Source organism: Pandoraea commovens (assembly GCF_024704525.1).
Classification (GTDB): Bacteria; Pseudomonadota; Gammaproteobacteria; order Burkholderiales; family Burkholderiaceae; genus Pandoraea; species Pandoraea commovens.
In genome coordinates this window covers 5,321,351-5,345,681 of record NZ_CP102780.1, presented here as the reverse complement: position 1 = coordinate 5,345,681, position 24,331 = coordinate 5,321,351, and the positions used below count along the sequence as shown (strand labels likewise).

At 59.7% G+C, this 24,331-nt stretch carries 17 protein-coding genes, 2 tRNA genes and 3 rRNA genes; 12 read left to right on the top strand and 10 right to left on the bottom strand.

Going from position 1 to position 24,331, the window contains the following annotated elements:
* Positions 1–370 precede the first annotated feature (370 nt).
* Together NTU39_RS24080 and rpe are read right to left on the bottom strand one after the other, a co-directional pair.
* A complete protein-coding gene (locus tag NTU39_RS24080) occupies positions 371–1,087 on the bottom strand; it encodes a phosphoglycolate phosphatase (RefSeq protein WP_150666146.1) in 717 nt (238 codons plus the stop codon).
* The gene (gene rpe, locus NTU39_RS24075; protein ID WP_010808649.1) at positions 1,084–1,764 is read right to left on the bottom strand and encodes a ribulose-phosphate 3-epimerase; all 681 of its coding nucleotides are present in this window, start codon (positions 1,762–1,764) and stop codon (positions 1,084–1,086) included. Before rpe ends, NTU39_RS24080 begins: the two co-directional genes overlap by 4 nt.
* A 321-nt stretch (positions 1,765–2,085) precedes the next feature.
* Between rpe and apaG the strand changes: the two genes are divergently transcribed.
* Positions 2,086–2,460, top strand: a complete 375-nt coding sequence (gene apaG, locus NTU39_RS24070; protein ID WP_150666145.1) for a Co2+/Mg2+ efflux facilitator ApaG/CorD — start codon at positions 2,086–2,088, stop codon at positions 2,458–2,460.
* 45 nt (positions 2,461–2,505) lie between these two features.
* Here the strand turns inward: apaG and NTU39_RS24065 are convergent, their stop codons facing one another.
* Positions 2,506–2,739, bottom strand: a complete 234-nt coding sequence (locus NTU39_RS24065; protein ID WP_150666144.1) for a hypothetical protein — start codon at positions 2,737–2,739, stop codon at positions 2,506–2,508.
* On the opposite strand from NTU39_RS24065, the gene mltA reads away from it, so the two are divergent.
* Complete coding sequence (gene mltA, locus NTU39_RS24060) at positions 2,738–3,880, top strand: murein transglycosylase A (RefSeq protein ID WP_257958737.1); 1,143 nt, start codon at positions 2,738–2,740, stop codon at positions 3,878–3,880. The two genes, NTU39_RS24065 and mltA, sit on opposite strands and share 2 nt — an antisense overlap.
* A 99-nt stretch (positions 3,881–3,979) precedes the next feature.
* Here the strand turns inward: mltA and paaK are convergent, their stop codons facing one another.
* The 5 genes from paaK to paaN all read right to left on the bottom strand — a co-directional run bounded on the left by paaK (position 3,980) and on the right by paaN (position 9,893).
* Positions 3,980–5,275, bottom strand: a complete 1,296-nt coding sequence (paaK, locus tag NTU39_RS24055) for a phenylacetate--CoA ligase PaaK (protein ID WP_150666142.1) — start codon at positions 5,273–5,275, stop codon at positions 3,980–3,982.
* Positions 5,276–5,374: 99 nt separating this feature from the next.
* A complete protein-coding gene (gene paaI, locus NTU39_RS24050; RefSeq protein ID WP_373275335.1) occupies positions 5,375–5,830 on the bottom strand; it encodes a hydroxyphenylacetyl-CoA thioesterase PaaI in 456 nt (151 codons plus the stop codon).
* Positions 5,831–5,999: 169 nt separating this feature from the next.
* Positions 6,000–6,782, bottom strand: a complete 783-nt coding sequence (paaG, locus tag NTU39_RS24045) for a 2-(1,2-epoxy-1,2-dihydrophenyl)acetyl-CoA isomerase PaaG (protein WP_150666141.1) — start codon at positions 6,780–6,782, stop codon at positions 6,000–6,002.
* A gap of 44 nt (positions 6,783–6,826) precedes the next feature.
* A complete protein-coding gene (pcaF, locus tag NTU39_RS24040; protein ID WP_150740853.1) occupies positions 6,827–8,029 on the bottom strand; it encodes a 3-oxoadipyl-CoA thiolase in 1,203 nt (400 codons plus the stop codon).
* 169 nt (positions 8,030–8,198) lie between these two features.
* Positions 8,199–9,893, bottom strand: a complete 1,695-nt coding sequence (paaN, locus tag NTU39_RS24035) for a phenylacetic acid degradation protein PaaN (protein WP_257958736.1) — start codon at positions 9,891–9,893, stop codon at positions 8,199–8,201.
* 602 nt (positions 9,894–10,495) lie between these two features.
* Between paaN and NTU39_RS24030 the strand changes: the two genes are divergently transcribed.
* The 8 genes from NTU39_RS24030 (at position 10,496) to NTU39_RS23995 (ending at position 18,968) form a co-directional block, all read left to right on the top strand.
* Positions 10,496–11,272: an enoyl-CoA hydratase gene (locus NTU39_RS24030; RefSeq protein ID WP_150666138.1), complete on the top strand. Its 777-nt coding sequence runs from the start codon at positions 10,496–10,498 to the stop codon at positions 11,270–11,272.
* 83 nt (positions 11,273–11,355) lie between these two features.
* On the top strand, positions 11,356–12,156 hold the full coding sequence (locus NTU39_RS24025) for a basic amino acid ABC transporter substrate-binding protein (protein WP_046289888.1): 801 nt from the start codon (positions 11,356–11,358) through the stop codon (positions 12,154–12,156).
* Positions 12,157–12,729: 573 nt separating this feature from the next.
* Positions 12,730–14,262: ribosomal RNA gene (locus tag NTU39_RS24020) — 16S ribosomal RNA — on the top strand.
* 64 nt (positions 14,263–14,326) lie between these two features.
* Positions 14,327–14,403 (top strand) — tRNA-Ile (locus tag NTU39_RS24015).
* A 52-nt stretch (positions 14,404–14,455) separates the two neighbouring features.
* Positions 14,456–14,531, top strand: a tRNA-Ala gene (locus tag NTU39_RS24010).
* 298 nt (positions 14,532–14,829) lie between these two features.
* Positions 14,830–17,707: ribosomal RNA gene (locus NTU39_RS24005) — 23S ribosomal RNA — on the top strand.
* Positions 17,708–17,839: 132 nt separating this feature from the next.
* A 5S ribosomal RNA gene (gene rrf, locus NTU39_RS24000) occupies positions 17,840–17,952 on the top strand.
* The 16S, 23S and 5S rRNA genes sit together here with 2 tRNA genes alongside, the layout of an rRNA operon.
* Before the next feature lie 173 nt (positions 17,953–18,125).
* Positions 18,126–18,968: a DUF3047 domain-containing protein gene (locus tag NTU39_RS23995; protein WP_257958735.1), complete on the top strand. Its 843-nt coding sequence runs from the start codon at positions 18,126–18,128 to the stop codon at positions 18,966–18,968.
* 86 nt (positions 18,969–19,054) lie between these two features.
* Here the strand turns inward: NTU39_RS23995 and NTU39_RS23990 are convergent, their stop codons facing one another.
* Positions 19,055–20,251 carry a M20 aminoacylase family protein gene (locus tag NTU39_RS23990; RefSeq protein WP_257960131.1) on the bottom strand — a complete coding sequence of 399 codons (1,197 nt, stop codon included), beginning with the start codon at positions 20,249–20,251 and terminating at the stop codon, positions 19,055–19,057.
* A gap of 214 nt (positions 20,252–20,465) precedes the next feature.
* On the opposite strand from NTU39_RS23990, the gene NTU39_RS23985 reads away from it, so the two are divergent.
* Both NTU39_RS23985 and NTU39_RS23980 read left to right on the top strand, forming a co-directional pair.
* On the top strand, positions 20,466–22,541 hold the full coding sequence (locus NTU39_RS23985) for a molybdopterin-containing oxidoreductase family protein (protein ID WP_150666608.1): 2,076 nt from the start codon (positions 20,466–20,468) through the stop codon (positions 22,539–22,541).
* Positions 22,542–22,615: 74 nt separating this feature from the next.
* On the top strand, positions 22,616–23,749 hold the full coding sequence (locus NTU39_RS23980) for an aminopeptidase (protein ID WP_257958734.1): 1,134 nt from the start codon (positions 22,616–22,618) through the stop codon (positions 23,747–23,749).
* Positions 23,750–23,786: 37 nt separating this feature from the next.
* Here the strand turns inward: NTU39_RS23980 and NTU39_RS23975 are convergent, their stop codons facing one another.
* A complete protein-coding gene (locus NTU39_RS23975; RefSeq protein ID WP_039393362.1) occupies positions 23,787–24,266 on the bottom strand; it encodes a MarR family winged helix-turn-helix transcriptional regulator in 480 nt (159 codons plus the stop codon).
* Between the last annotated feature and the right edge of the window lie 65 nt (positions 24,267–24,331).

Here is a 24,331-nt window from a genome sequence, read left to right as displayed (position 1 = left end):
TGGATTGGCGTTGAGAATACCTGAGTCGTGTCGGGGTGGGATGTGCTGACCCACGTCGCGGCGTACCGATCCGCAGCGAACCCGCGCGCGTCGACGATACGACAACGACGGTTCGACGAAAGCTGAGGAAACGATGCGTCTCGACGAATCCGCACGCCGTACGGGACGGCGCGCCGATTGATGACTTCTTGGGAACAACAGCGATGCAAGAAACGGGTTGCCGAAGACGAACTTCGGCGGTCCCGGCCACCCCTTTGGGAAGGGTTCAGCAGGACCAGCGTCGCCAGGGCCAGGCCCCCCGGTCGATCACGCTAAGACTCCGTTTCTTGTTCAGGAACATTGCTTGAATGCAGTGTGGAAGATGACGAATTCAGTTCGCCAGTGCGGACGTCGCTTTGGGCAGAATCGCCCGGGCAGCGCCCAGAATTGAGGCGACTATACCATCCGTGTCGATCGTTTGTATAGATTCGCCATGGTTGTAGCCGTACGGCACCGTGAGCGAGCGGCAGCCCGCAGCGCGCGCGGCCTGCGCGTCGTTACCGGAGTCGCCGACGAGCACCGTTTGTGCGGGTGCGACACCGAACGCTTCACACGCTTTGACGAGCGGCATCGGGTCCGGCTTGCGCTTGGGCCACGAGTCGCCACCGTACACGAGGTCGAACTGATCGCTCAGGCCGTAGTGTGCGAGCAGGTCGACCGCGAAACGATGCTGCTTGTTCGTGATGCAGGCCACCGGCAGACCGGCTTCGCGCAACGCGGCCAGCCCTTCGCGCACTTCGGGATAGAGCACCGTGTTCTCGCCGTTGATCGACGTGTAGACGGCTTCGTACTTGTCTTGCGCACGGTCGAACAGCGCGTCGATGTCCGACTCGGGAAAACGTACGGCAAGCGTCTTGCGCACGAGGTTGGCCGTGCCCTTGCCTACGAACGTCATCAGTCGCTCGACCGGCACCGGTTCGGCGCCGAGGTCGGCGAGCATGGCGTTCAGTGCGACACCGAAGTCGCCTGCGGTGTCGACGAGCGTGCCGTCGAGGTCGATCAGCACCGCGCGGATGCCGTCCAGCTGAAGATGCGGATTCTGGATCATGCGACGCTCGCGAGTTGGGCGCGCATCTGATCGATTACCGCCTTGTAGTCGGGTTTGCCGAAGATGGCCGAACCGGCGACGAACGTGTCCGCGCCTGCCGCCGCGATTTCGGCGATGTTGTCGACCTTCACGCCGCCGTCGATTTCGAGACGGATCTCACGGCCGGTCTCGGCGGTGTACGCGTCGATACGGGCACGCACGGCGCGCAGCTTGTTGAGTGCTTCCGGAATGAACGACTGACCGCCGAAACCGGGGTTGACCGACATGATGAGCACCATGTCCAGGCGATCCATCACGTGGTCGAGGTAATGCAGCGGCGTCCCCGGGTTGAAGACGAGACCGGCCTTGCAGCCGTTATCGCGAATCAGGCTCAGCGTGCGGTCCACGTGTTCCGAGGCTTCCGGGTGGAACGTGATCAGATTGGCACCGGCCTTGGCGAAGTCGGGCACGATGCGGTCGACCGGGCGCACCATCAGATGCACGTCGATGGGCACGTCCACGTGCGGGCGAATGGCTTCGCAGACCATCGGGCCGATCGTCAGGTTGGGAACGTAATGGTTGTCCATCACGTCGAAGTGAATCCAGTCGGCGCCCGCCGCCACGACGTTACGGACTTCTTCGCCCAGCCGGGCAAAGTCGGCGGACAGGATGCTGGGGGCGATACAGAATTGCGTCATGGCAGGGCAGGGGGAAGGCGTCAAAAGCGCTATTTTAAAGCTTTCACATGACGCTTGCCCGTTGCGTGCCGGAGGCCCCGGCCGGAAAGCCTTTCCGTGGCATACGGCGAGCGGACGTTCCGGGGGGCGCTTGGCGGGCGTTCGAAGGGCATTCGAAGGGCGTTTGCTGGTTGCGACCCGCGACGACTTGCCGCAGAATGCCTTGCAAAACGGGACAGCATTTATGTTTTTCGCCTGTCACGCTGCTGGAACCCGCCGCAGTCCCATAAGAGTCAGACCAGAACAACATCAGAGAGCACGCATGCGCTACAGGAACACCCGATGAGCCAGTACGAATTTACCGTCACCGTGCGTCCGCAGTACCTCCCGGAACAGTCGGAACCGGATCGGCGGCAGTTTGCCTTCGCCTACACGATCACCATCCGCAACAGCGGCGAAGTGCCGGCACAGCTGATTTCGCGTCACTGGGTGATTACCGACGGCGACAACAAGGTCCAGGAAGTGAACGGGCTGGGTGTGGTTGGCCATCAGCCGTTCCTCCAGCCGGGTGAACAGTTCGAGTACACGAGCTGGGCGATGGTCGCCACGCCGGTGGGCACCATGCGCGGCGATTATTTCTGTGTGGCGGAAGACGGCACGCGCTTCGAAGCGCCCATCGCGGAATTCGCGCTGACCATGCCGCGTACGCTGCACTGAGCCGGGCATGCGCGCACCGTTGGCGTGGTTCGACAGACTGGCGCGTCAGCGACGGTCGTCGGACCAGTCTTCCTTCTTGAGCGGGTCGCCGGACGCGTCGCGTGGGTCCACGGGGTCCACAGTGTCGCTCGGCATCGGCCGGGTGGCGCGCATCTGGCGAACTCTGCGTCCGGGCGACGGCTTGCGTCGCAGGATCACGATAGCGGCGACGATCACGATCGCCAGCAACACCTCCGGCAACACCAGCAAGGCCGGATATTCATCGAACAGATTACTCATGACGCTCTTCCTGAATGTGTTCGGGCGGTGGCGCGCTGGCCGGGGCCTGGCGCTCGCCGCGTTTGCCGCATTGCTCTATGGTTGTTCGAGTGTGCCTCCGTCGACCCCGTCGCGTCCAGGCGTTCCGCCGTCGAATGTGGCAACGCCCCCGTCCGGTGCAGGTCGCATGCAGGCCGTGACATGGGCCGATGTCGACGGCTGGCAGGACGATTCCCTGATCGGCGCGCGCCTTGCGCTGGCCCAAACCTGCGTGAAGCTGAGCCGTCAGGCGAAGTGGCAACCGGCCTGCCGGGCCTCCGAGCAGCTTGACGATCTCGACGCGGCCTCCGTGCGTCAATTCTTTGAGCAGTACTTTACGCCGTTTCGCATCGCGAACTCCGATGGGACGCAGACGGGCCTGATTACCGGTTACTACGAACCGCTGCTGCACGGCTCGCGCGTGCGCACCGGGGTCTACCAGACGCCGCTCTACAAATGGCCCGCCGGCCGCAAAGCCGGATCGCTTCCCGCCCGCGCCGAACTGATGCGCAGCGGCATGTTGCGCGGTTACGAGCTGGTGTACGTCGATGATCCTATCGAGGCGTTCTTCCTGCAAGTGCAGGGCTCCGGCCAGATCGTGCTCGACGACGGTTCGATCATGCGCGTGGGTTACGGCGGCAACAACGATCAGCCGTACAAGTCGATTGGTCGCTGGCTGATCGATCGCGGCGAGATCACCGCCGCGCAGGCGACGATGCAGGGCATTCGCGCCTGGGCGCGCGCTAACCCGTCGCGCGTCGATGCGTTGCTCGACGTGAACCCGCGTTTCGTCTTCTTCCGCGAGATGCCGAACCACGGCGTGGGCGGCATCGAAGGCCCCATCGGCGCGCTGGGTGTGCCGTTGACGGCAGAGCGCTCCATTGCCGTCGATCCGGCGTCGATCCCGCTGGGTAGCCCCGTGTTCCTGTCGACGACGCGTCCGCCGTTTGGGCCGCAGGCCAATTCGCCGATCAACCGGCTGATGTTCGCGCAGGACACCGGCAGTGCGATCAAGGGCGGCGTTCGTGCGGACTTCTTCTGGGGATTGGGCGACGATGCAGGCGATCTGGCCGGACGCATGCGTCAGAGCGGCAAGATGTGGGTGTTCCTACCGAACCAGTAAGCCGGATCGCTTCCGATAAGTCCGGCAAGTTCCGACGTCCAAGAAAAAGCCCGCGAAGGCCGCGGGCTTTTTTCATGCTGACGAGCGGGTGCTAATGGCTTAGCGCGGGCGCTTGTCCACAACCCGGCGTGCTTTGCCGACGGAGCGCTCGATGCCGCCGACTGGCTTCACGCGCACCGCGCACGACACGCCGATGAGCGTCTTGATGTCGCGCTTGAGTTCACCGCCGGCCGCTTGCAACGCAGCCGCGTCGTCGCATCCGACGGCCGCCTCGACGTCTACCGCCATCGTGTCCATCGGGCCTTCCTTATCCAGAATGATCTGGTAGTGCGGGGAAAGCACCGGCTGACGCAGCAGCAATTCTTCGATCTGCGACGGGAAGACGTTCACGCCGCGAATGATCATCATGTCGTCCGAACGGCCGGTGATCTTCTCCATGCGACGCATCGTGCGCGCCGTACCCGGCAGCAAACGGGTGAGATCGCGCGTGCGGTAACGAATGATCGGCAGCGCTTCCTTCGTGAGCGACGTGAACACCAGTTCGCCGAACTCGCCGTCGGGCAGCACTTCACCCGTCTCCGGATCGATGATTTCGGGATAGAAGTGATCTTCCCAGATGGTCGGACCGTCCTTCGTCTCGGCGCATTCGCACGCCACGCCCGGGCCCATCACTTCCGACAGACCGTAAATGTCGACGGCGTCGATGCCCATGCGCTTTTCGATGGCCGTGCGCATGTCGTTCGTCCACGGCTCTGCGCCGAAGATGCCGATGCGCAGCGACGATTCCGCCGCCACGATGCCCTGACGTTCCAGTTCGTCGGCAATCGCGAGCATGTAGCTCGGCGTCACCATGATGATGTCCGGCTTGAAGTCCTGAATCAGTTGCACTTGCTTCTCGGTCTGACCGCCGCCGAACGGGATCACCGTCAGGCCCGCGCGCTCTGCGCCGTAGTGGGCACCGAGACCGCCCGTGAACAGGCCGTAGCCATAGCTGATGTGCACCTTGTCGCCGCGACGCGCACCGGAGGCGCGAATCGAGCGCGCGACCAGATCGGCCCACGTGCTGATGTCGTTGGCGGTGTAGCCCACGACCGTCGGCTTGCCCGTGGTGCCCGAGGACGCATGCACGCGCGAGACCTGTTCCATCGGAACCGCGAACATGCCGAAGGGATAGCTGTCGCGCAGATCCTGCTTCGTCGTGAACGGGAACTTGGCCAGGTCGGCCAGCGAGGTCAGTTCGTCCGGGTGGACGCCGGCCTCGTCGAACTTCCGGCGATACACCGGTGAATTCTCATAGGCATGCCGCAGCGTCGTCTTCAGTCGGTCGAGCTGAAGGGCGCGCAGTTCGTCGAGGCTCGCTTTCTCGATCGGCTCGAGCGGCAAGGCGGTGGTCATGACTGTCTCCTTGGGGTCTTGCTTCTTACGCTGATACGTTGATTACCTTGCGCGCGCCCGAGCCCGGGTGCGCGTATTACTGAGTATGGCCGGGCCTCGTCAGACGACGCTGCCCTTGATCTGTGCGGACTTGCCGCGGAACATCGCCACCACTTCACCGGCGTTGTTCGTCAAACGAATGTCGTAGATGCCATGACGCCCCGAGAGCACCTGCTCCTGCGCTTCGGCGGTGAGCGTGTCGCCGCCCGAGACCGGCTTGAGGAACTCGATACTGCAACCGGCCGCCACCGTCACGACGTTGTAGCTGTTGCAGGCGAACGCAAACGTCGAATCGGCCAGCGTGAACATCAGGCCGCCGTGGCAGATCGCGTGACCGTTGAGGAATTCGTCGCGAATGCGCATCGTCATACGGGCATAGCCCGGACGCACTTCCTGCAACTCCATGCCCAGCCATTGGCTCGCTCGGTCGGTGCTGTACATCGCTTCGCCCGTAGCGTGGGCGAGTTCTTCCGGCGTCATATCGCTGACGGCTTTGGCGGCGGAGGTTTGGCTCATCGGGGTTCCTCTTGTGTCTCGTCTAATCTTGTTATGTCGTGGTCTCTCGCGCGGCGCGTGTGGTTTTGGCGTTCGGTGTGCGTCGCTGCTTGTTCTGCTTTTCCTTGGTCCTGCGTACCTTCAGCTTGCTTGGTGCTTCGTCTGTGCTTCGTCTGTACTTCGGCGGCGGTCAGCGGCCTTCGAACTTCGGCGCGCGCTTTTGCAGGAACGCGTTCACGCCTTCCGCATAGTCATACGACGCGCCCAGCGAGCGTTGTCCGTCGCGTTCCAGATCCAGTTGCTGATCGAGCGTGTTGGTTGCCGAGGCGTAGAGCGCTTCCTTGATGGTTGCGAGCGCCTTCGTCGGTTGCGTGGCCAGTTGCGTGGCGAGCTTTTGGGCTTCGGACAACAGCACGTCGTCGTCGACGCAGCGCCAGATCAGGCCCCACTGTTCGGCCTGTTCGGCCGAGAGCTTGTCGCCGAGCATCGCCAGCCCCATCGCGCGGGCCATGCCGATGCGTTGCGGCAGGAACCACGTGCCGCCGGTATCCGGCACAAGGCCGATCTTCACGAACGCCTGCACGAAGTTGACGGAAGCGCTGGCCAGCACGATGTCGCACGCCAGGGCGAGGTTCGCACCTGCACCTGCGGCGATGCCGTTCACCGCAGCAATCACCGGCATCGGCATGGCGCGCAGTTTGCGCACGAGCGGGTTGAAGTTCTCGTCGATCAGCGCGCCGAGGTCGGTCGATGCACCCGGCGTGAAGTCCAGATCCGCCAGATCCTGCCCGGCGCAGAAGCCCCGGCCTGCACCGGTCAGGACAATGGCGCGCGCGCCCTGTGCCTGAGCGGTATCGAGGGCGTCGCGCAATTCCGCATGCATCTGCCGCGTGAAGCTGTTGAGCTTCTCGGGGCGGTTGAGCGTGATCGTGGCGACGTTGTCTTGCAGCGTCAGTTGAATCGTGGCGGTCATCGGGGGCTGTCTCCGGGGCTCTCTATATATAGAAGGGGTATCGCTCAGACGCGCTCGATGGCGATGGCGATGCCCTGACCCACGCCGATGCACATCGTGCACAGCGCGAAGCGACCGCCCGTGCGGTGAAGCTGATACATCGCCGTCGTCACCAGACGCGCGCCCGACGCACCCAGCGGATGGCCCAGTGCGATCGCGCCGCCGTTCGGGTTCACGCGGGCGTCGTCGTCGGCGAGGCCGAGTTGACGCAGCACGGCCAGGCCCTGGCTGGCGAACGCTTCGTTCAGTTCGATGACGTCGAACTGGTCGAGCGTCATGTTCAATTGCTTGAGCAGCTTGACCGTAGCCGGGGCCGGGCCGATGCCCATGATGCGCGGTGCGACACCGGCGGTTGCCATGCCGAGCACGCGGGCACGCGGCGTGAGGCCATGCAGCTTGGCGGCGCTTTCGCTGGCGAGCAGCAGGGCGCACGAGCCGTCGTTCACGCCGGAGGCGTTGCCGGCGGTAACGGTGCCGTCCGCGCGAACCACACCTTTGAGCTTGCCCAGCGCTTCCATGCTCGTGGCGCGCGGATGTTCGTCATGTTCCACGACGATGGCGTCGCCCTTTTTCTGGGCGATCGACACCGGCGTAATTTCCTGTGCGAGCGTGCCGTCGGCTTGCGCGCGCGCGGCCTTCTCCTGGCTACGCAGCGCGAAGCGGTCCTGATCTTCGCGATTGATCTTGAAGTCGTCGGCCACGTTCTCCGCCGTCTCCGGCATCGAGTCGACGCCGTACTGCGCCTTCATCAGCGGGTTGATGAAGCGCCAGCCGATGGTCGTGTCGAAAATGGCGGCCTGACGCGAGAACGCGCTGTCGGCCTTGCCCATCACGAACGGCGCGCGCGTCATCGATTCGACGCCGCCTGCGATCATCAACCCTGCTTCGCCCGCTTTGATGGCGCGCGCGGCGGTGCCGATGGCGTCCATGCCCGAGCCGCACAGGCGGTTGAGCGTTGCGCCCGGCACGTCGATGGGCAACTCGGCAAGCAGCGACGCCATGCGAGCGACGTTGCGGTTGTCTTCACCTGCCTGATTGGCGCAGCCGTAAATGACGTCGTCGATCAGTGTCCAGTCGACGTTCGGGTTGCGCGCCATCAGCGCCTTGAGGGGGATTGCACCGAGGTTGTCGGCGCGAACGTCCTTCAACGCACCGCCGTAACGGCCGATGGGGGTGCGGATCGCGTCGCAGATGAAGGCTTCGGTCATGGTGTCTCGTTCCTGTCTTGGCTTGGGGCGGGAAGATCGGTCGCGGGCGTCTAAGCGCTCAAGCGCAGGGGCCGTGCGACGGTGAGTGACTATGGTAGTGACTTACCGTCGCATTTGCGTGAGGGGTTTCCCGTCCTCTCTATATAGATGTGACTTAACTGGACGTGAATCAGGCAGCGCCCGCTTCGGACTTGGCTGGCACATGGTGACGGCTTTGCACGACGCGGAAACGGTTGGCGACGAAGGCCGCATCGGCCAGGCTGGCGTTTGCTGCCGGGTTGCCGCCCGTGCCGTGGTAGTCCGAGTACGCCGCCGATTGGTTGACGAACACGCCGCCGGTCAGGTTGAGCGACAGGGCGACGCGGCCTTCGATGGCGGCGTCGAGTGCCAGTGCTTCGCCTTCCGGCGTCGTCGTGTAGGCCGCAAGCGTGAGGGCGCCGTGCTGCGCGGCGGTGCGTCCGGCCAGCGCGAAAGCTTGCTCGCTGCTGTCGACGGCGATTACGAACGTGACCGGGCCGAACCATTCGCGGGTGTAGGTGGCTTCGTCGGCGACGTCGAGCGCGACGATCAGCGGCGTGCGCACGCGTGCACCGGCGAAGGCCGGGTGTTCGAGCGTCTGGCTGTCGAGCACCACACGGCCGACCTTGCGGGCTTCGTCGATGCGGGCGATGACGCCTTCGTTCTGGATCGCGCCGAGCAGTTCTACGGCCTTGGCCGGATCGCTGCACGTCTTCTGAACGCTACCGGCAATGGCGGCCACGACTTCATCGAACGAGACCTTGCCGTCCGGCGTCTGGATACCGTCGCGCGGGATGTAGATGTTCTGCGGCGCGGTGCACATCTGGCCCGAGTACAGCGCGAGCGAGAAGCCGATGTTGCGGGCCATGCCCTTGAGGTCGTCCGTCGAGTCGATCACGATCTGGTTCACACCGGCCTTCTCGGTGTAGACCTGCGCCTGACGCGCGTTGACTTCCAGCCAGTCGCCGTTGGCGGTGCTGCCGGTGAAATCGATCACGCGCACTTCGTCGCGCTTCGCGAGTTGCTGGACGATGGCGCCGTCGTTCGGGTTGGTGGCGGCGAGCGTGACGACATCCGGATCGAAACCGGCTTCCTTGAGCACTTCACGCGCGATCTTCACGGTGATGGCGAGCGGCAGGATTGCGCCCGGATGCGGCTTGACGACAACGGCATTGCCGGTCGCGAGGCTGGCGAACAGGCCGGGATAGCCGTTCCATGTCGGGAACGTGCAGCAGCCGAGCACCAGCGCCACGCCGCGCGGCACGACGGTGTAACGCTTTTCCATCGCCAGCGGCGGGTTCTTGCCCTGCGGCTTTTCCCAGTAGGCGTTAGCCGGAATGCGGCGCAGTTCGTCCCATGCGTAGGCCACGGCTTCGAGACCGCGATCCTGCGCGTGCGGGCCACCGGCCTGGAACGCCATCATGAAAGCCTGACCCGTCGTGTGCATCACGGCGTTGGCCATTTCGAAGCTACGTGCGTTCAGGCGTTTGAGGATTTCGAGCGAGACGCCGACCCAGGCGTCCGGCGTGGCGGCGCGCCACGACTTGTGGGCGTCCTTCACGCGGGCGAGCAGGGCGTCGATTTCGAAACCGGGGTAAGTCGTGCCGAGCGCAAAGCCGAACGGCGAAGCTTCCTGGCCGACACTGCCCGTGCTGCCGCGCTGCTCCAGCGGGAAGGCGGCGTTCAGATACTGTTTGAAAGCGGCTTCGCCATCGGCGGCGGCCGTCTCGCCATAAGCACGCGGGCTCGGCATTTCCGTGAACGGGCTCCAGTAACCACGCGTGGCGATGGCCTGAAGGGCGCGATCGAGAGTCTCTTGGTGTTTGGCGAAGAGGGGATGAGTCATGGTTGTGGATCTGTCCGTGTCGGGATGCGGCTGGCGGATTCGCTGTCTTGCGCGCAAGTTCGTGGCTCGCGCGGCAAGACGCAGGGGACGGCACCGGGTCGTCTGACTAATCGTTGTCGTCGATTCGACGTCAACATTAATTAACCGACCGGTTGGTTTGTTAATATAGCACCAAATCTTCCGGGCGTGGCACACGATGATGCCGGGTTTTCCCCGACGGATCCGCGCATGCGAGCTGTGCGGCTGAAGCGGGCGCGCCGAGTGCAGGGCGGGCGGCCGGTTCGCGGGATGCATCGTCGGATGCCGGTGGCTGTCGCTCCCGATTTCTCGGACTTTGTCCCGACATTGGACGACTTGCGGCCTCCGATCTGCGTTGCGGAACGAAAGGTGCGTGCCCGGGGGATCAATGGCATCATGCCTAACCACTGCAGTCGACGCCCCGCGAGCCGCACACCCAGGCCCACGCAGAGCGCCGCAGCGCCGTTGCAAACCGATGGCGCGCCCATCGCCTTATCTGTTTCTGGCGGATGCCCGGGTGTCGAGCCCGAGTCACCGCCGACCCCCGAATCACAAGACGAGACTTTGACTGGAGGAGTAAGAGGATGACGTACGAGAACATTCTGGTGGAGACGCGCGGCCGCGTCGGTCTGATCACGCTGAATCGTCCGAAGGCGCTCAACGCGCTGAACGACGCGCTGATGGACGAACTGGGCGCTGCGCTCACCGCGTTCGATGCCGACGAAGCCATCGGTTGCATGGTGATCACCGGGAGTGAGAAGGCGTTCGCCGCCGGCGCCGATATCGGCATGATGTCCAAGTACACGTTCGCCGACGTCTTCAAGGGCGACTACATCACGCGCAACTGGGAGACGGTGCGCCGTATCCGCAAGCCGGTCATCGCTGCCGTGTCGGGATTCGCGCTCGGCGGCGGGTGCGAACTGGCCATGATGTGTGACTTCATCATCGCTGCGGACAACGCAAAGTTCGGACAACCGGAGATCAAGCTTGGGGTGATTCCGGGCGCGGGCGGTACGCAGCGTCTCACACGCGCCGTGTCGAAGGCCAAGGCCATGGACATGTGCCTGACCGCGCGCTTCATGGATGCCACCGAAGCTGAGCGCGCCGGCCTCGTCTCGCGCATCGTGCCGCTCGATAAGCTGCTCGACGAGGCGATCGGCGCAGCCAACACCATCTGTGAATATTCGCTGCCGGTCGTCATGGCCGCAAAGGAAGCCGTCAACCGCGCTTTCGAGTCGACCCTCGACGAGGGCGTGCAATTCGAGCGCCGCATGTTCCATTCGCTCTTCGCGTTGGAAGACCAGAAGGAAGGCATGGCGGCGTTCGTCGAGAAGCGCAAGCCGGTTTTCAAGCATCGCTGATCTGTTGAGAAAAGCCGGGGCGGCCGCCGTTGGGGAGGTCGTCCTATGATAGTCTGCCGGTTTTTTCAGCAAGGGACGAAACGATGTCGATGAAACGACGTGCATTTGCGCTGGCCTTGGTGGTGGCCTCGGGGCTGCTGTTGAGTGCCTGCGGGAAGAAGGAAGAATCGGCTGCGGGCCGGTCGGTCGGGCCGGACGGCTCGCAACCTGTGTACGTCGTCGGATCGGACGCCGCCTATGCGCCGTTCGAATTCGAAACCGATACCCGGCAGATCGCCGGTTTCGATATCGATGTGATGAAAGCCGTCGCCGATAAGGCGGGCATCTCCATCCGCTTTATCAATACGCCGTTCGAAGGCATCTTCAATTCGCTTGTGCAGGGCGACCGCGACATTCTGATCTCTGCGATCACGATCACGGACGAACGTAGCAAGCAGATGGATTTCTCGAAGCCTTACTTTGAGGCATCGCAGTTGATTGCCGTGCCGGCGAACTCGACCGTGCAGAAGTTCGACGATTTGAAGTCGATGAAGGTCGGCGTGCAGACGGCGACGACGGGCGATGAAGTCGTGCAGAAGCTGATGGGCAAGAACAATCCGTCGGTCAAACGTTTCGAAGGCACGCCGCTGGCGATGAAGGAACTCGAAGCGGGTGGCGTTGATGCGGTGGTCGCAGATAACGGTGTGGTGGTGAACTTCATTGCGAATAATCCGAATGCCAAGCTTCGCACGGTCGCTGACAGCAGCTTCCCGAAGGAGTACTACGGCATTGCGGTGCGTAAGGGCGATGCCGAGCTTCTGGCCAAGATCAACAAGGGTGTCGATGCGATCAAGGCGGACGGTACGTATGACGCCATCTACGAGCGGTACTTCGGTAAGAAATAGCCCCGAAGTCACGTGGCATACAGCGCCGGCAGGCGCTGTATGAAATGAAAAAGCCCCGTCACGACGGGGCTTTTTCGTGGGTTTTCAATTTATTTTCACAAAGTGCTTGCCAGCGTTCCGGGTTTTCACTAATATTCCGTCTCTCGCAACGACAGCGACGCAGCGAAAGCAGCGACGAGGTTGAAGCGACGGGCCGCAAAGCCCGGTGGTTAGTGGTTTTGGAGCTTGTGAGTCGCTACGGCGACGAACGAAGAAAGCGAAAAAAACTGTTGACGACGACGAGAAGCTGCGACATAATCTCACTTCTCTGCTGCTGATGCAGCGACGCAGAAAACGAAGCGACGGCGCGGTAATTAAGCGACGAAGTTAAGTCAGATGCGATTGATCTTTAAAAATTAAACAACCGATAAGTGTGGGCACTCGATGAATGGTGCGTCTGCTTCGGCAGATAAGCTTTAAATTTATTGAGGCTCACATAGTAATAGGTAAGTTAAGTAATTAACTTGTCAGCATACTTTGAGAGCGACCGGTTCTAGTGATTTATCACGAAAAACCGAAAACAGTAACAGGTTTAAACTGAAGAGTTTGATCCTGGCTCAGATTGAACGCTGGCGGCATGCCTTACACATGCAAGTCGAACGGCAGCACGGGTGCTTGCACCTGGTGGCGAGTGGCGAACGGGTGAGTAATATATCGGAACGTACCTTGTAGTGGGGGATAGCTCGGCGAAAGCCGGATTAATACCGCATACGCTCTGAGGAGGAAAGCGGGGGACCTTCGGGCCTCGCGCTACAAGAGCGGCCGATATCAGATTAGCTAGTTGGTGGGGTAAAAGCTTACCAAGGCGACGATCTGTAGCTGGTCTGAGAGGACGACCAGCCACACTGGGACTGAGACACGGCCCAGACTCCTACGGGAGGCAGCAGTGGGGAATTTTGGACAATGGGCGAAAGCCTGATCCAGCAATGCCGCGTGTGTGAAGAAGGCCTTCGGGTTGTAAAGCACTTTTGTCCGGAAAGAAATCCTCTGGGTTAATACCTCGGGGGGATGACGGTACCGGAAGAATAAGCACCGGCTAACTACGTGCCAGCAGCCGCGGTAATACGTAGGGTGCAAGCGTTAATCGGAATTACTGGGCGTAAAGCGTGCGCAGGCGGTTTTGTAAGACGGATGTGAAATCCCCGGGCTCAACCTGGGAACTGCATTCGTGACTGCAAGGCTAGAGTATGGCAGAGGGGGGTAGAATTCCACGTGTAGCAGTGAAATGCGTAGAGATGTGGAGGAATACCGATGGCGAAGGCAGCCCCCTGGGCCAATACTGACGCTCATGCACGAAAGCGTGGGGAGCAAACAGGATTAGATACCCTGGTAGTCCACGCCCTAAACGATGTCAACTAGTTGTTGGGGATTCATTTCCTTAGTAACGTAGCTAACGCGTGAAGTTGACCGCCTGGGGAGTACGGTCGCAAGATTAAAACTCAAAGGAATTGACGGGGACCCGCACAAGCGGTGGATGATGTGGATTAATTCGATGCAACGCGAAAAACCTTACCTACCCTTGACATGTACGGAAGTCTGCTGAGAGGCGGATGTGCTCGAAAGAGAACCGTAACACAGGTGCTGCATGGCTGTCGTCAGCTCGTGTCGTGAGATGTTGGGTTAAGTCCCGCAACGAGCGCAACCCTTGTCCTTAGTTGCTACGCAAGAGCACTCTAAGGAGACTGCCGGTGACAAACCGGAGGAAGGTGGGGATGACGTCAAGTCCTCATGGCCCTTATGGGTAGGGCTTCACACGTCATACAATGGTCGGTACAGAGGGCTGCCAAACCGCGAGGTGGAGCTAACCCCAGAAAACCGATCGTAGTCCGGATCGCAGTCTGCAACTCGACTGCGTGAAGCTGGAATCGCTAGTAATCGCGGATCAGCATGTCGCGGTGAATACGTTCCCGGGTCTTGTACACACCGCCCGTCACACCATGGGAGTGGGTTTTGCCAGAAGTAGGTAGCCTAACCGTAAGGAGGGCGCTTACCACGGCAGGATTCATGACTGGGGTGAAGTCGTAACAAGGTAGCCGTAGGGGAACCTGCGGCTGGATCACCTCCTTTCTAGAGCATGCACTGGAAGTTGAGTGTTCACGCTTATCGGTTGTTGACTGCGTAGATCTAAGTCGGGTCTATAGCTCAGTTGGTTAGAGCACCGTCTTGATAAGGCGGGGGTCGATGGTTCGAGTCCATCTAGACCCACCAAGCTTTTTAACCACTGTTCGATAGACTCAAGTGGTGGTAAGTCGGCTTGATTGGGGGATTAGCTCAGCTGGGAGAGCACCTGCTTTGCAAGCAGGGGGTCGTCGGTTCGATCCCGTCATCCTCCACCAAAAACCTTAGATCGCATCGATGTCAGTCAAAAGCGCTTTACGTCTGTAGTAAATCCCCTGTGATGAATTACAAGCAAAGTGAATGCTTTTGAATGACAGCAATGTCATGCAGTTTATGTTCTTTAACAATTTGGAAGAAGAAGTAGTACAACGGAAGCGCGTTAGAGATGGCGCGTGGAAATTGTACGGGTTGTGATTGTATCAACCAGTATTTAAGTGATCGAAAGATGACTTGGAATACGGCACAACGCTAATACTCAACCTATGAAGAATGTGTCGAAAGACGCACTCGTTATAGGGTCAAGCGAATAAGTGCATGTGGTGGATGCCTTGGCGATTACAGGCGATGAAGGACGCGATAGCCTGCGAAAAGTTGTGGGGAGCTGGCAAATAAGCATTGATCCACAAATGTCCGAATGGGGAAACCCGGCCTTTTAGGTCATCCTAGACTGAATACATAGGTCTAGCGAAGCGAACGCGGCGAACTGAAACATCTAAGTAGCTGCAGGAAAAGAAATCAACCGAGATTCCCAAAGTAGTGGCGAGCGAAATGGGACCAGCCTTCAAGATTTAGCACCGGTGTTATCAAAACGGAATGGAAAGTCCGGCCATAGTGGGTGATAGCCCCGTATGAGAAAACCCTGGTGTGGAACTAAGCTTGAGAAAAGTAGGGCGGGACACGTGAAATCCTGTCTGAAGATGGGGGGACCATCCTCCAAGGCTAAATACTCGTAATCGACCGATAGTGAACCAGTACCGTGAGGGAAAGGCGAAAAGAACCCCGGGAGGGGAGTGAAATAGATCCTGAAACCGCATGCATACAAACAGTCGGAGCCTCGTAAGGGGTGACGGCGTACCTTTTGTATAATGGGTCAGCGACTTACATTCAGTGGCGAGCTTAACCGAATAGGGAAGGCGTAGCGAAAGCGAGTCCGAATAGGGCGTTCAGTCGCTGGGTGTAGACCCGAAACCAAGTGATCTATCCATGGCCAGGTTGAAGGTGCGGTAACACGTACTGGAGGACCGAACCCACTAACGTTGAAAAGTTAGGGGATGAGCTGTGGATAGGGGTGAAAGGCTAAACAAACTTGGAAATAGCTGGTTCTCTCCGAAAACTATTTAGGTAGTGCCTCGTGTATCACCTTCGGGGGTAGAGCACTGTCATGGTTGAGGGGTCCATTGCGGATTACCTCGCCATAGCAAACTCCGAATACCGAAGAGTGCAATCACGGGAGACAGACATCGGGTGCTAACGTCCGGTGTCAAGAGGGAAACAACCCAGACCGCCAGCTAAGGTCCCTAAATATTGCTAAGTGGGAAACGAAGTGGGAAGGCTAAAACAGTCAGGAGGTTGGCTTAGAAGCAGCCACCCTTTAAAGAAAGCGTAATAGCTCACTGATCGAGTCGTCCTGCGCGGAAGATGTAACGGGGCTAAGCAATATACCGAAGCTGCGGATGCGAGCTTGCTCGCATGGTAGGAGAGCGTTCTGTAAGCCTGTGAAGGTGTCTTGTAAAGGATGCTGGAGGTATCAGAAGTGCGAATGCTGACATGAGTAGCGATAAAGGGGGTGAAAGGCCCCCTCGCCGTAAGCCCAAGGTTTCCTACGCAACGTTCATCGGCGTAGGGTGAGTCGGCCCCTAAGGCGAGGCAGAGATGCGTAGCTGATGGGAAGCAGGTTAATATTCCTGCACCGTCGTATGATGCGATGGGGGGACGGATCGCGGAAGGTTGTCCGGGTGTTGGAAGTCCCGGTCCCTGCAGTGGAGAAGGCGCTTAGGCAAATCCGGGCGCGTAATTCAAGGCTGTGGGGCGAGCGAACTTGTTCGCGAAGCAATTGGAAGTGGTTCCAAGAAAAGCCTCTAAGCTTCAGTCATACGAGACCGTACCGCAAACCGACACAGGTGGGCGAGATGAGTATTCTAAGGCGCTTGAGAGAACTCGGGAGAAGGAACTCGGCAAATTGGTACCGTAACTTCGGGATAAGGTACGCCCTTGTAGCTTAACTGGCCTGCGCCAGAAGGGTGAAGGGGTTGCAATAAACTGGTGGCTGCGACTGTTTAATAAAAACACAGCACTCTGCAAACACGAAAGTGGACGTATAGGGTGTGACGCCTGCCCGGTGCCGGAAGATTAAATGATGGGGTGCAAGCTCTTGATTGAAGTCCCGGTAAACGGCGGCCGTAACTATAACGGTCCTAAGGTAGCGAAATTCCTTGTCGGGTAAGTTCCGACCTGCACGAATGGCGTAACGATGGCCACACTGTCTCCTCCCGAGACTCAGCGAAGTTGAAGTGTTTGTGATGATGCAATCTACCCGCGGCTAGACGGAAAGACCCCATGAACCTTTACTGTAGCTTTGCATTGGACTTTGAACCGGTCTGTGTAGGATAGGTGGGAGGCTTTGAAGCAGGAACGCTAGTTTCTGTGGAGCCGTCCTTGAAATACCACCCTGGCTTGTTTGAGGTTCTAACCTAGGTCCGTAATCCGGATCGGGGACAGTGCATGGTAGGCAGTTTGACTGGGGCGGTCTCCTCCCAAAGTGTAACGGAGGAGTACGAAGGTACGCTAGGTACGGTCGGAAATCGTGCTGATAGTGCAATGGCAAAAGCGTGCTTAACTGCGAGACTGACAAGTCGAGCAGGTGCGAAAGCAGGTCATAGTGATCCGGTGGTTCTGTATGGAAGGGCCATCGCTCAACGGATAAAAGGTACTCTGGGGATAACAGGCTGATACCGCCCAAGAGTTCATATCGACGGCGGTGTTTGGCACCTCGATGTCGGCTCATCTCATCCTGGGGCTGTAGCCGGTCCCAAGGGTATGGCTGTTCGCCATTTAAAGAGGTACGTGAGCTGGGTTTAAAACGTCGTGAGACAGTTTGGTCCCTATCTGCCGTGGGCGTTGGAAGTTTGAAGGGGGCTGCTCCTAGTACGAGAGGACCGGAGTGGACGAACCTCTGGTGTACCGGTTGTCACGCCAGTGGCATCGCCGGGTAGCTATGTTCGGAAGAGATAACCGCTGAAAGCATCTAAGCGGGAAACTCGCCTTAAGATGAGACTTCCCTAGGAACTCGATTCCTTTGAAGGGTCGTTCAAGACCAGGACGTTGATAGGTCAGGTGTGGAAGCGCAGTAATGCGTTAAGCTAACTGATACTAATTGCCCGTAAGGCTTGATCCTATAACCAGTGTGTTTTTCCTGGTGTGAGTATCGCAATGTGCCGATACAACTCACAACCCACAATAGTTGTTGTACTACGCTTCTTCCGAATTGGTTTTGTTGACCTCAGGTCAGCGGAACATACAAGTTAAGCCTGATGACCATAGCGAGTTGGAACCACCCCTTCCCATCCCGAACAGGACCGTGAAACGACTCCACGCCGATGATAGTGCGGATACCCGTGTGAAAGTAGGTAATCGTCAGGCTCCCCTTAAAAACCCCTTGCTACAAACGTAGCAAGGGGTTTTTGCTTTGCGTTGACGCTTTGTGCATTACTGCGTTGTTGTAACGTCAGCACGAAGTGAAATTCCGGGTAGATCGTCGCGCATTTCTCGCTTAGCATTCGGCCACGGGGTTGGAAGTTCGGGGAGTAAAACGGGTGGTCGATCAGAATAGAACTAAGCATTACGCGCGGTGGCAGGTCGGGTTGGCGAGTTTGGGTGCTGCCATCACGATTGGCGGTATCGGTGGATGTGCGTCGCACGATGCAGCGATGGCGCACGTTTCAGGCTCGACTGCGTTGTCACATCGTGAAGAGATCGCATCGCTCTCCGCGGCCGTCGATCCTGAAGGGCTTCCTCCGCACTGGGAAACATATCTTGTCACCCGTAATAAGCGTCTGACGCACTACGAGCAAACCACGGATAGCGAAGGAATCGCAGTGATTCGAGCGACCGTTGACGGGTCGGCTTCCGGCATTGCGCAGAAGCTCGATATTCCCGTGTATCCCGGTGCGAAACTGACGTGGCGTTGGCGAACAGACGCCATGCCGGTCAATGCGGATATACGTACGAAGCGATACGATGACGCGCCGCTGCGCATTGCGCTCGCTTTCGACGGAGACGCAGGCAAACTCTCCATGCAAGATCACATGCACCGTGAGCTGGCCCGAATGGTCAGCGGCAGGGAGTTGCCATTTGCGACGCTGATGTACACGTGGGGTGACGACAAGCTCGCCGTGAATGACGTGGTGCCCAATCCGTACACCGGCCGTATCCGTTCGGTTGTCGTTGAGCGTGGCACGAGCAACCTCGGCCAATGGCTGACGTATTCCCGCGATATCGCGAAGGATTATGAAAAGGCGTTTGGCGAACCGCCGGGCCGTTTGATCGGTATCGCCATCATGAGCGACGGCGATAATACGCAGTCCAAGTTCACTGCGTGGTACGGTGATATCCACTTGGACGCAGATGGTATTCCGACGACGACAGCAGCAAAATAGCAGCTGATAGCACCATCAAAAGCAAAAAAGCCAGCAAATCACATTGCTGGCTTTTTGTTGGGCGCTGAGACATCAGCGTCGCTTACTCACTTATTGCGCTCGAAATACGTCTCGACCAGCTTGACCCAATAGGTGCCACCGAGCGGCAGCAGATCATCGTTGAAATCATAGCTGGCGTTGTGGAGGTTGCAAGGACCGAGGCCGTGACCGCTATCCCGGTGCGTTCCGTCACCATTCCCGATGAAAACGTAGGCACCCGGCTTCTCGAGCAGCATGAACGAGAAATCTTCCGCGCCCATCGTGGGCTCGACCTTGTCATTGACGTTCTCGTCCCCCACCACTTGCCGCATCACATCGGCGCATAGCGCAGCCATGCCCGGCTCATTAATGGTCGGCGGGTAGTTGCGGTGAAACTCGATTTCGGCTGTGCAACCGAGCCCCTTGGCCACAAACTCGGAAATCTCGCGAAGCCGTGTCTCAATCAGGTCGAGGACCTCGATAGAGAACGTGCGAATCGTGCCGCCAAGCCATGCCAGATCAGGGACAACGTTCGTCGTATCGCCAGCGTGGATTTGAGTGATCGAGAGCACTGCTGCGTCAATCGGACGCTTATTGCGGGTGATGATGCTCTGCAGCGCTTGAGCGACCTGGACAGTAGCAATCACCGGATCGATCCCCGCGTTCGGAATACCGGCATGCGTACCCTTACCGCGAATCGAAATCTTGAATTCGTTGCTCGATGCCATCATCGGCCCAGGCGTGACGGCGAAGGTCCCCGTCGGTACGCCCGGCCAGTTGTGCATACCGAACACCGCTTGCATCGGGAAACGTTCGAACAGCCCGTCCTTGATCATCTCCCGTGCACCACCGCCACCTTCTTCCGCGGGCTGGAAAATCAGGTAGACCGTGCCATCGAAATTTCGGTGCTTCTGCAGATATTGCGCTGCAGCAAGCAGCATGGCGGTGTGCCCGTCATGCCCGCAGGCGTGCATCTTCCCTTCATGCTGAGAGGCATGCTCGAAGGTATTGGCTTCGTGAATCGGGAGGGCGTCCATGTCGGCGCGCAGACCGATCGCGCGGTCGCTGCTGCCATTCTTGATGATGCCAACGAGACCTGTCTTGCCGAGGCCCCGATGAATCGGGATGCCCCATTGGGTCAACGTGTCGGCGACAACGTCGGAGGTGCGTTTCTCTTCGAAGCACAGCTCGGGGTGCGCGTGGATGTCACGTCGGATAGTCTGGATTTCGCCGCGAGCGGCGTCGATTTCTGGAATGAGCTTCATGACGGGGGTTTCCTGCGGAGCGCAATGGCTCATCTTACCCCTAATGGGCAGGTCTGGCACCTCGCTCGGAAATGTCCGAACGAGCGGTCGGACACGCCTGAAAAAAGTCGCGAATGCCCGTGCGGCGGGGCAGCCCGCGGGCGAACGTAATACAATATCGCCAGCGCGCCAATGTCCCCGAGCGCAGAAATTTGGTAGAGAGAGGAGTAGTTTGATGACGACCAATACCCACGTCGTTCGGGCCGCATGCCCGCATGACTGTCCCGATACGTGCGCACTGCACGTGACGGTGGAGAACGGCGTCGCGATTAAGGTCCAGGGAGATGCGGACCATCCGACGACCAAGGGCGTCCTGTGCACGAAAGTCTCTCGTTACACTGAACGAACTTATCACCCGGATCGTCTGCTGCACCCGCTCAAGCGCGTTGGGCCGAAGGGCAGCGGCGAGTTCATGCGGGTGAGCTGGGACGAAGCGCTCGATGAAATTGCCGCCCGCCTTGGCGTCATTGCGGCCCGAGAGCCCGAAGCGATCCTGCCCTACAGCTACGCCGGTACGATGGGCTTCGTGCAGGGCGAGTCGATGGCCGCACGTTTCTTCAACAAGATCGGTGCATCCGATCTCGATCGCACTATCTGCGCGAGCGCGGGGGCCGCAGGGCTTCGATATACGTATGGCGCTGGCGTTGGCATGCATGTCGAGCATTTCGTCGATAGCAAACTTATCCTCATCTGGGGGAGTAATCCCATCACGTCGAGCGTGCACTTCTGGGCCATTGCGCAGGAAGCCAAGCGACGGGGTGCCAAGCTGATTGCCATCGATCCCTACCGGTCCCTCACCGCTGAGAAGTGCCATCAGCACATCGCACTGCTGCCGGGCACCGATGCGGCGTTGGCGCTGGGCATGATGCACGTGCTGATTGCGGAAGATCTGGTCGATCACGAGTACATCGCACGTCACACGGTCGGTTACAGCGAGCTCAAGGATCGCGTACGTCGCTACACGCCGGCGCGTGTCGCCGAGATTTGCGGCATTCCCGAAGAAACGGTGACGACGCTGGCTCGTGAGTACGCCAGTGCGAAGCCTGCCGCCATTCGTCTCAACTACGGCATGCAGCGCGCGAAGGGCGGTGGTCAGGCAACGCGTGCAGTGGCCTGTCTCCCGGCGCTGATCGGTGCTTGGCGAGACCCGGCTGGTGGGCTGCTGATGTCTACGTCCGGCTATGCGCCGGTGGATGCGGTGGCGCAGGCACGTCCCGATCTGCGGGCGCGTCAGGACAAACCGGCGCGCATCGTCAATATGAGCGCCATCGGTGACGCGTTGTGTCATCCGGGCGACGACGTTTTCGGCCCGAAGATCGAGGCACTGGTGGTGTACAACAGCAACCCGGTGGCCGTTGCGCCTGAGTCGAGCAAGGTGGCGGCTGGCTTCGGACGTGAAGATCTCTTTACTGTCGTACTCGAACACTTCCAGACGGACACGGCAGACTACGCCGACTTCGTGTTGCCAGCGACCACGCAGCTCGAGCATCTGGACATTCACAAGGCGTACGGGCACACGTATCTGCTCGCGAATAACCCGGCCATCGCGCCGCTCGGCGAGTCGAAACCGAACTCGGAGATTTTCCGTCTGCTGGCTAAGCGGATGGGATGGCAGGAGTCGTGTTTTTCCGACACCGACGACCAATTGGCGGAGCAATCGATTCGCTGGAGCGATGCTCGCATGGCTGGCAGTGACTGGGCGACGCTCAAACGTGATGGGTGGATTCGCTACGATCTGCCTGAGGCACCTTTTGCGAACGGTCAGTTTTATACGCCGTCCGGCAAATGCGAGTTCTACTCCGAACGCATGCGTGAAGAAGGATTCGATCCGCTACCGGATTGGGTGCCGCCGTACGAATCGGTCGCCAGCAATCCGGAGTTGGCCGAGCGTTATCCGCTGGCCATGATTTCGCCGCCGGCGCGCAACTTTCTGAATTCCAGCTTCGTTAACGTCGACAGTCTTCGGGCTTCGGTCGGAGAGCCCACGTTGGATATTCACCCGGAAGACGCTGCGCCACGGGGCATTTCGGATGGTGCGAACGTGCGCATTTTCAACGACCGGGGCACGCTGAGTGCCAAGGCTCGGGTCACGGAGAAAGCGCGAGAGGGCGTTGTCGTCGGACTATCGATCTGGTGGAAGAAGCTCGCACCGGACGGAAAGAACGCCAACGAAGTCACTAGCCAGCAACTCACCGATCTTGGCCGGGCACCGACGTTTTACGATTGCCTGGTCGACGTCGCACCGGTCTGACGGCGACGACGTTCCATAAGCCCGTCCTAAGCCGGTTCCGAGTCCCTTTCGAATCAACAGCCTGGAGTCTAGCAATGCCGATCTTGCTTGCGACGCTCCTGCGGTGGGGCCCCCGGGGCGCGGGACTCGCCGTGACGATAGCCCTCGCGATTGGGCTTTCCGGCTGCGCGCAGGTCGGCTACTACGCGCAGTCGATCAACGGCCACTTCACGGTCTTACATGAAGCGCAGCCGGTGAGTGATTTGCTGGCCGATCCGTCTATCGATCCGCGTTTGCGCACGCGGCTGATCGAGGCAGAGCAAATTCGCAGCTACGCTGTCTCGGCACTCGGTGAACCGGATAACGGCAGCTATCGAAGCTATGCCGATCTCAAGCGGCCATTCGTTGTGTACAACGTTTTCGCTGCGCCGACCCTGTCCCTGAAGCTTCACGAGTCGTGCCTGTTGGTCGTCGGTTGCGTCGAGTACCGTGGCTATTACTCGCGCGAGTCCGCCGAAGCATACGCGGCCGAACTCCACCGGGATGGATGGGAGACGTTCGTCGCGGGAATCCCTGCCTATTCGACGCTAGGCTACTTTGACGATCCGCTGCTCAACACCTTCATCTACCTCCCGCGGGCGGAAGTCGCGCGCATGATCTTCCACGAGCTCGCGCATCAGATCCTGTTCGTGAGGGGAGACACAGCGTTTAACGAGTCCTTCGCTGTGACAGTCGAGACGGTGGGTGTTCGGCGCTGGCTCGCCGCACACCCCGACGCGGCGATGGAGTACGACCGTTACGATGCGCATCGTCGCCAGTTCCGCAAATTGGTCGATGGGTATCGAAAACGACTCGAAGCCGTGTATGACAGTTCGGAAACGGACGCGGCAAAGGTGGCGAGCAAGGATGCCCTGTTCGATCGCATGCGTGCGGATTACGACGCGCTGAAGACGTCCTGGGGCGGTTACAAGGGATTCGATCTATGGTTTGCCACGGATCTGAACAACGCCAAGATCGGATCGTTCGCGACCTATAACCAGTGGGTGCCAGCGTTTATGGCGCTGCTGGCGCAAGAGCATGACGACCTGCCAAGGTTCTATGCGGCGGTCAAAGCCATGTCAAAACGGCCGGAAGCTGAACGAAATGCGACGCTCGCCGCATTGGACAGTACGCCAGCGGCCGCCACCGCCCGAGCGCTACTGGACGCGCCGATGCAGGCTGTGCGGTGATCTGTGCGCGAAATGCATTCGCGGTACTTCGCTATCGCTACGAAATGACCGACTTTAAATCCCCGAGCAGCAGATAGAGCTGCTGCCGCTGATCTTCCGGCAAGGCGCCCAGGCGTTGCTCGATCCATTGTTCGTGAGCGCGGGCCATATTGGAGAAGGCTTTCTTTCCACGGGCCGTCAGTTTGATCAGAAACGCGCGGCGGTCATTCACGACGGTCTCGCGCGTCACCCAGCCTTCTTTCTCCAACTGATCGGTGATGCCGGTCACGTTGCCGCCAGTCACCATCATTCGCTTACTGAGCTCTCCCATCTTCAGTCCTTCCGGGTGACGATCGAGCTGCGCAAGCAAATCGAAGCGCGGAAGCGTGCAGTCAAACTCCTGACGAAGGCGTGAGCGGATGTCCGTTTCGATCAGGTTGGCGCAGGTGAGCAGCCGCAGCCAAAGCCGCAGCGCGTCGTGCTCGCGATCGTGGGCTCGCGTTTCGAGATCGAGAGAATCGGAGTCGGCGAGGCTCATGGTCGATGGCGGAAAATTTACAGTATGGAAATTTTAGGTTTGAAATAATCGCCGGGTCAAGATAG

Bases quoted from the DNA above. Each gene is read 5' to 3' on its own strand.
- NTU39_RS24025 (WP_046289888.1), top strand. From the start codon at position 11,356: ATGTCGATGAAACGACGTGCATTTGCGCTGGCCTTGGTGGTGGCCTCG.
- paaN (WP_257958736.1), bottom strand. From the start codon at position 9,893: ATGACTCATCCCCTCTTCGCCAAACACCAAGAGACTCTCGATCGCGCC.
- rpe (WP_010808649.1), bottom strand. From the start codon at position 1,764: ATGACGCAATTCTGTATCGCCCCCAGCATCCTGTCCGCCGACTTTGCC.
- apaG (WP_150666145.1), top strand. From the start codon at position 2,086: ATGAGCCAGTACGAATTTACCGTCACCGTGCGTCCGCAGTACCTCCCG.
- paaK (WP_150666142.1), bottom strand. From the start codon at position 5,275: ATGACCACCGCCTTGCCGCTCGAGCCGATCGAGAAAGCGAGCCTCGAC.
- pcaF (WP_150740853.1), bottom strand. From the start codon at position 8,029: ATGACCGAAGCCTTCATCTGCGACGCGATCCGCACCCCCATCGGCCGT.
- NTU39_RS24030 (WP_150666138.1), top strand. From the start codon at position 10,496: ATGACGTACGAGAACATTCTGGTGGAGACGCGCGGCCGCGTCGGTCTG.
- NTU39_RS23975 (WP_039393362.1), bottom strand. From the start codon at position 24,266: ATGAGCCTCGCCGACTCCGATTCTCTCGATCTCGAAACGCGAGCCCAC.
- NTU39_RS23985 (WP_150666608.1), top strand. From the start codon at position 20,466: ATGACGACCAATACCCACGTCGTTCGGGCCGCATGCCCGCATGACTGT.
- NTU39_RS24080 (WP_150666146.1), bottom strand. From the start codon at position 1,087: ATGATCCAGAATCCGCATCTTCAGCTGGACGGCATCCGCGCGGTGCTG.
- paaI (WP_373275335.1), bottom strand. From the start codon at position 5,830: ATGAGCCAAACCTCCGCCGCCAAAGCCGTCAGCGATATGACGCCGGAA.
- NTU39_RS23990 (WP_257960131.1), bottom strand. From the start codon at position 20,251: ATGAAGCTCATTCCAGAAATCGACGCCGCTCGCGGCGAAATCCAGACT.
- NTU39_RS24065 (WP_150666144.1), bottom strand. From the start codon at position 2,739: ATGAGTAATCTGTTCGATGAATATCCGGCCTTGCTGGTGTTGCCGGAG.
- paaG (WP_150666141.1), bottom strand. From the start codon at position 6,782: ATGACCGCCACGATTCAACTGACGCTGCAAGACAACGTCGCCACGATC.
- mltA (WP_257958737.1), top strand. From the start codon at position 2,738: ATGACGCTCTTCCTGAATGTGTTCGGGCGGTGGCGCGCTGGCCGGGGC.
- NTU39_RS23980 (WP_257958734.1), top strand. From the start codon at position 22,616: ATGCCGATCTTGCTTGCGACGCTCCTGCGGTGGGGCCCCCGGGGCGCG.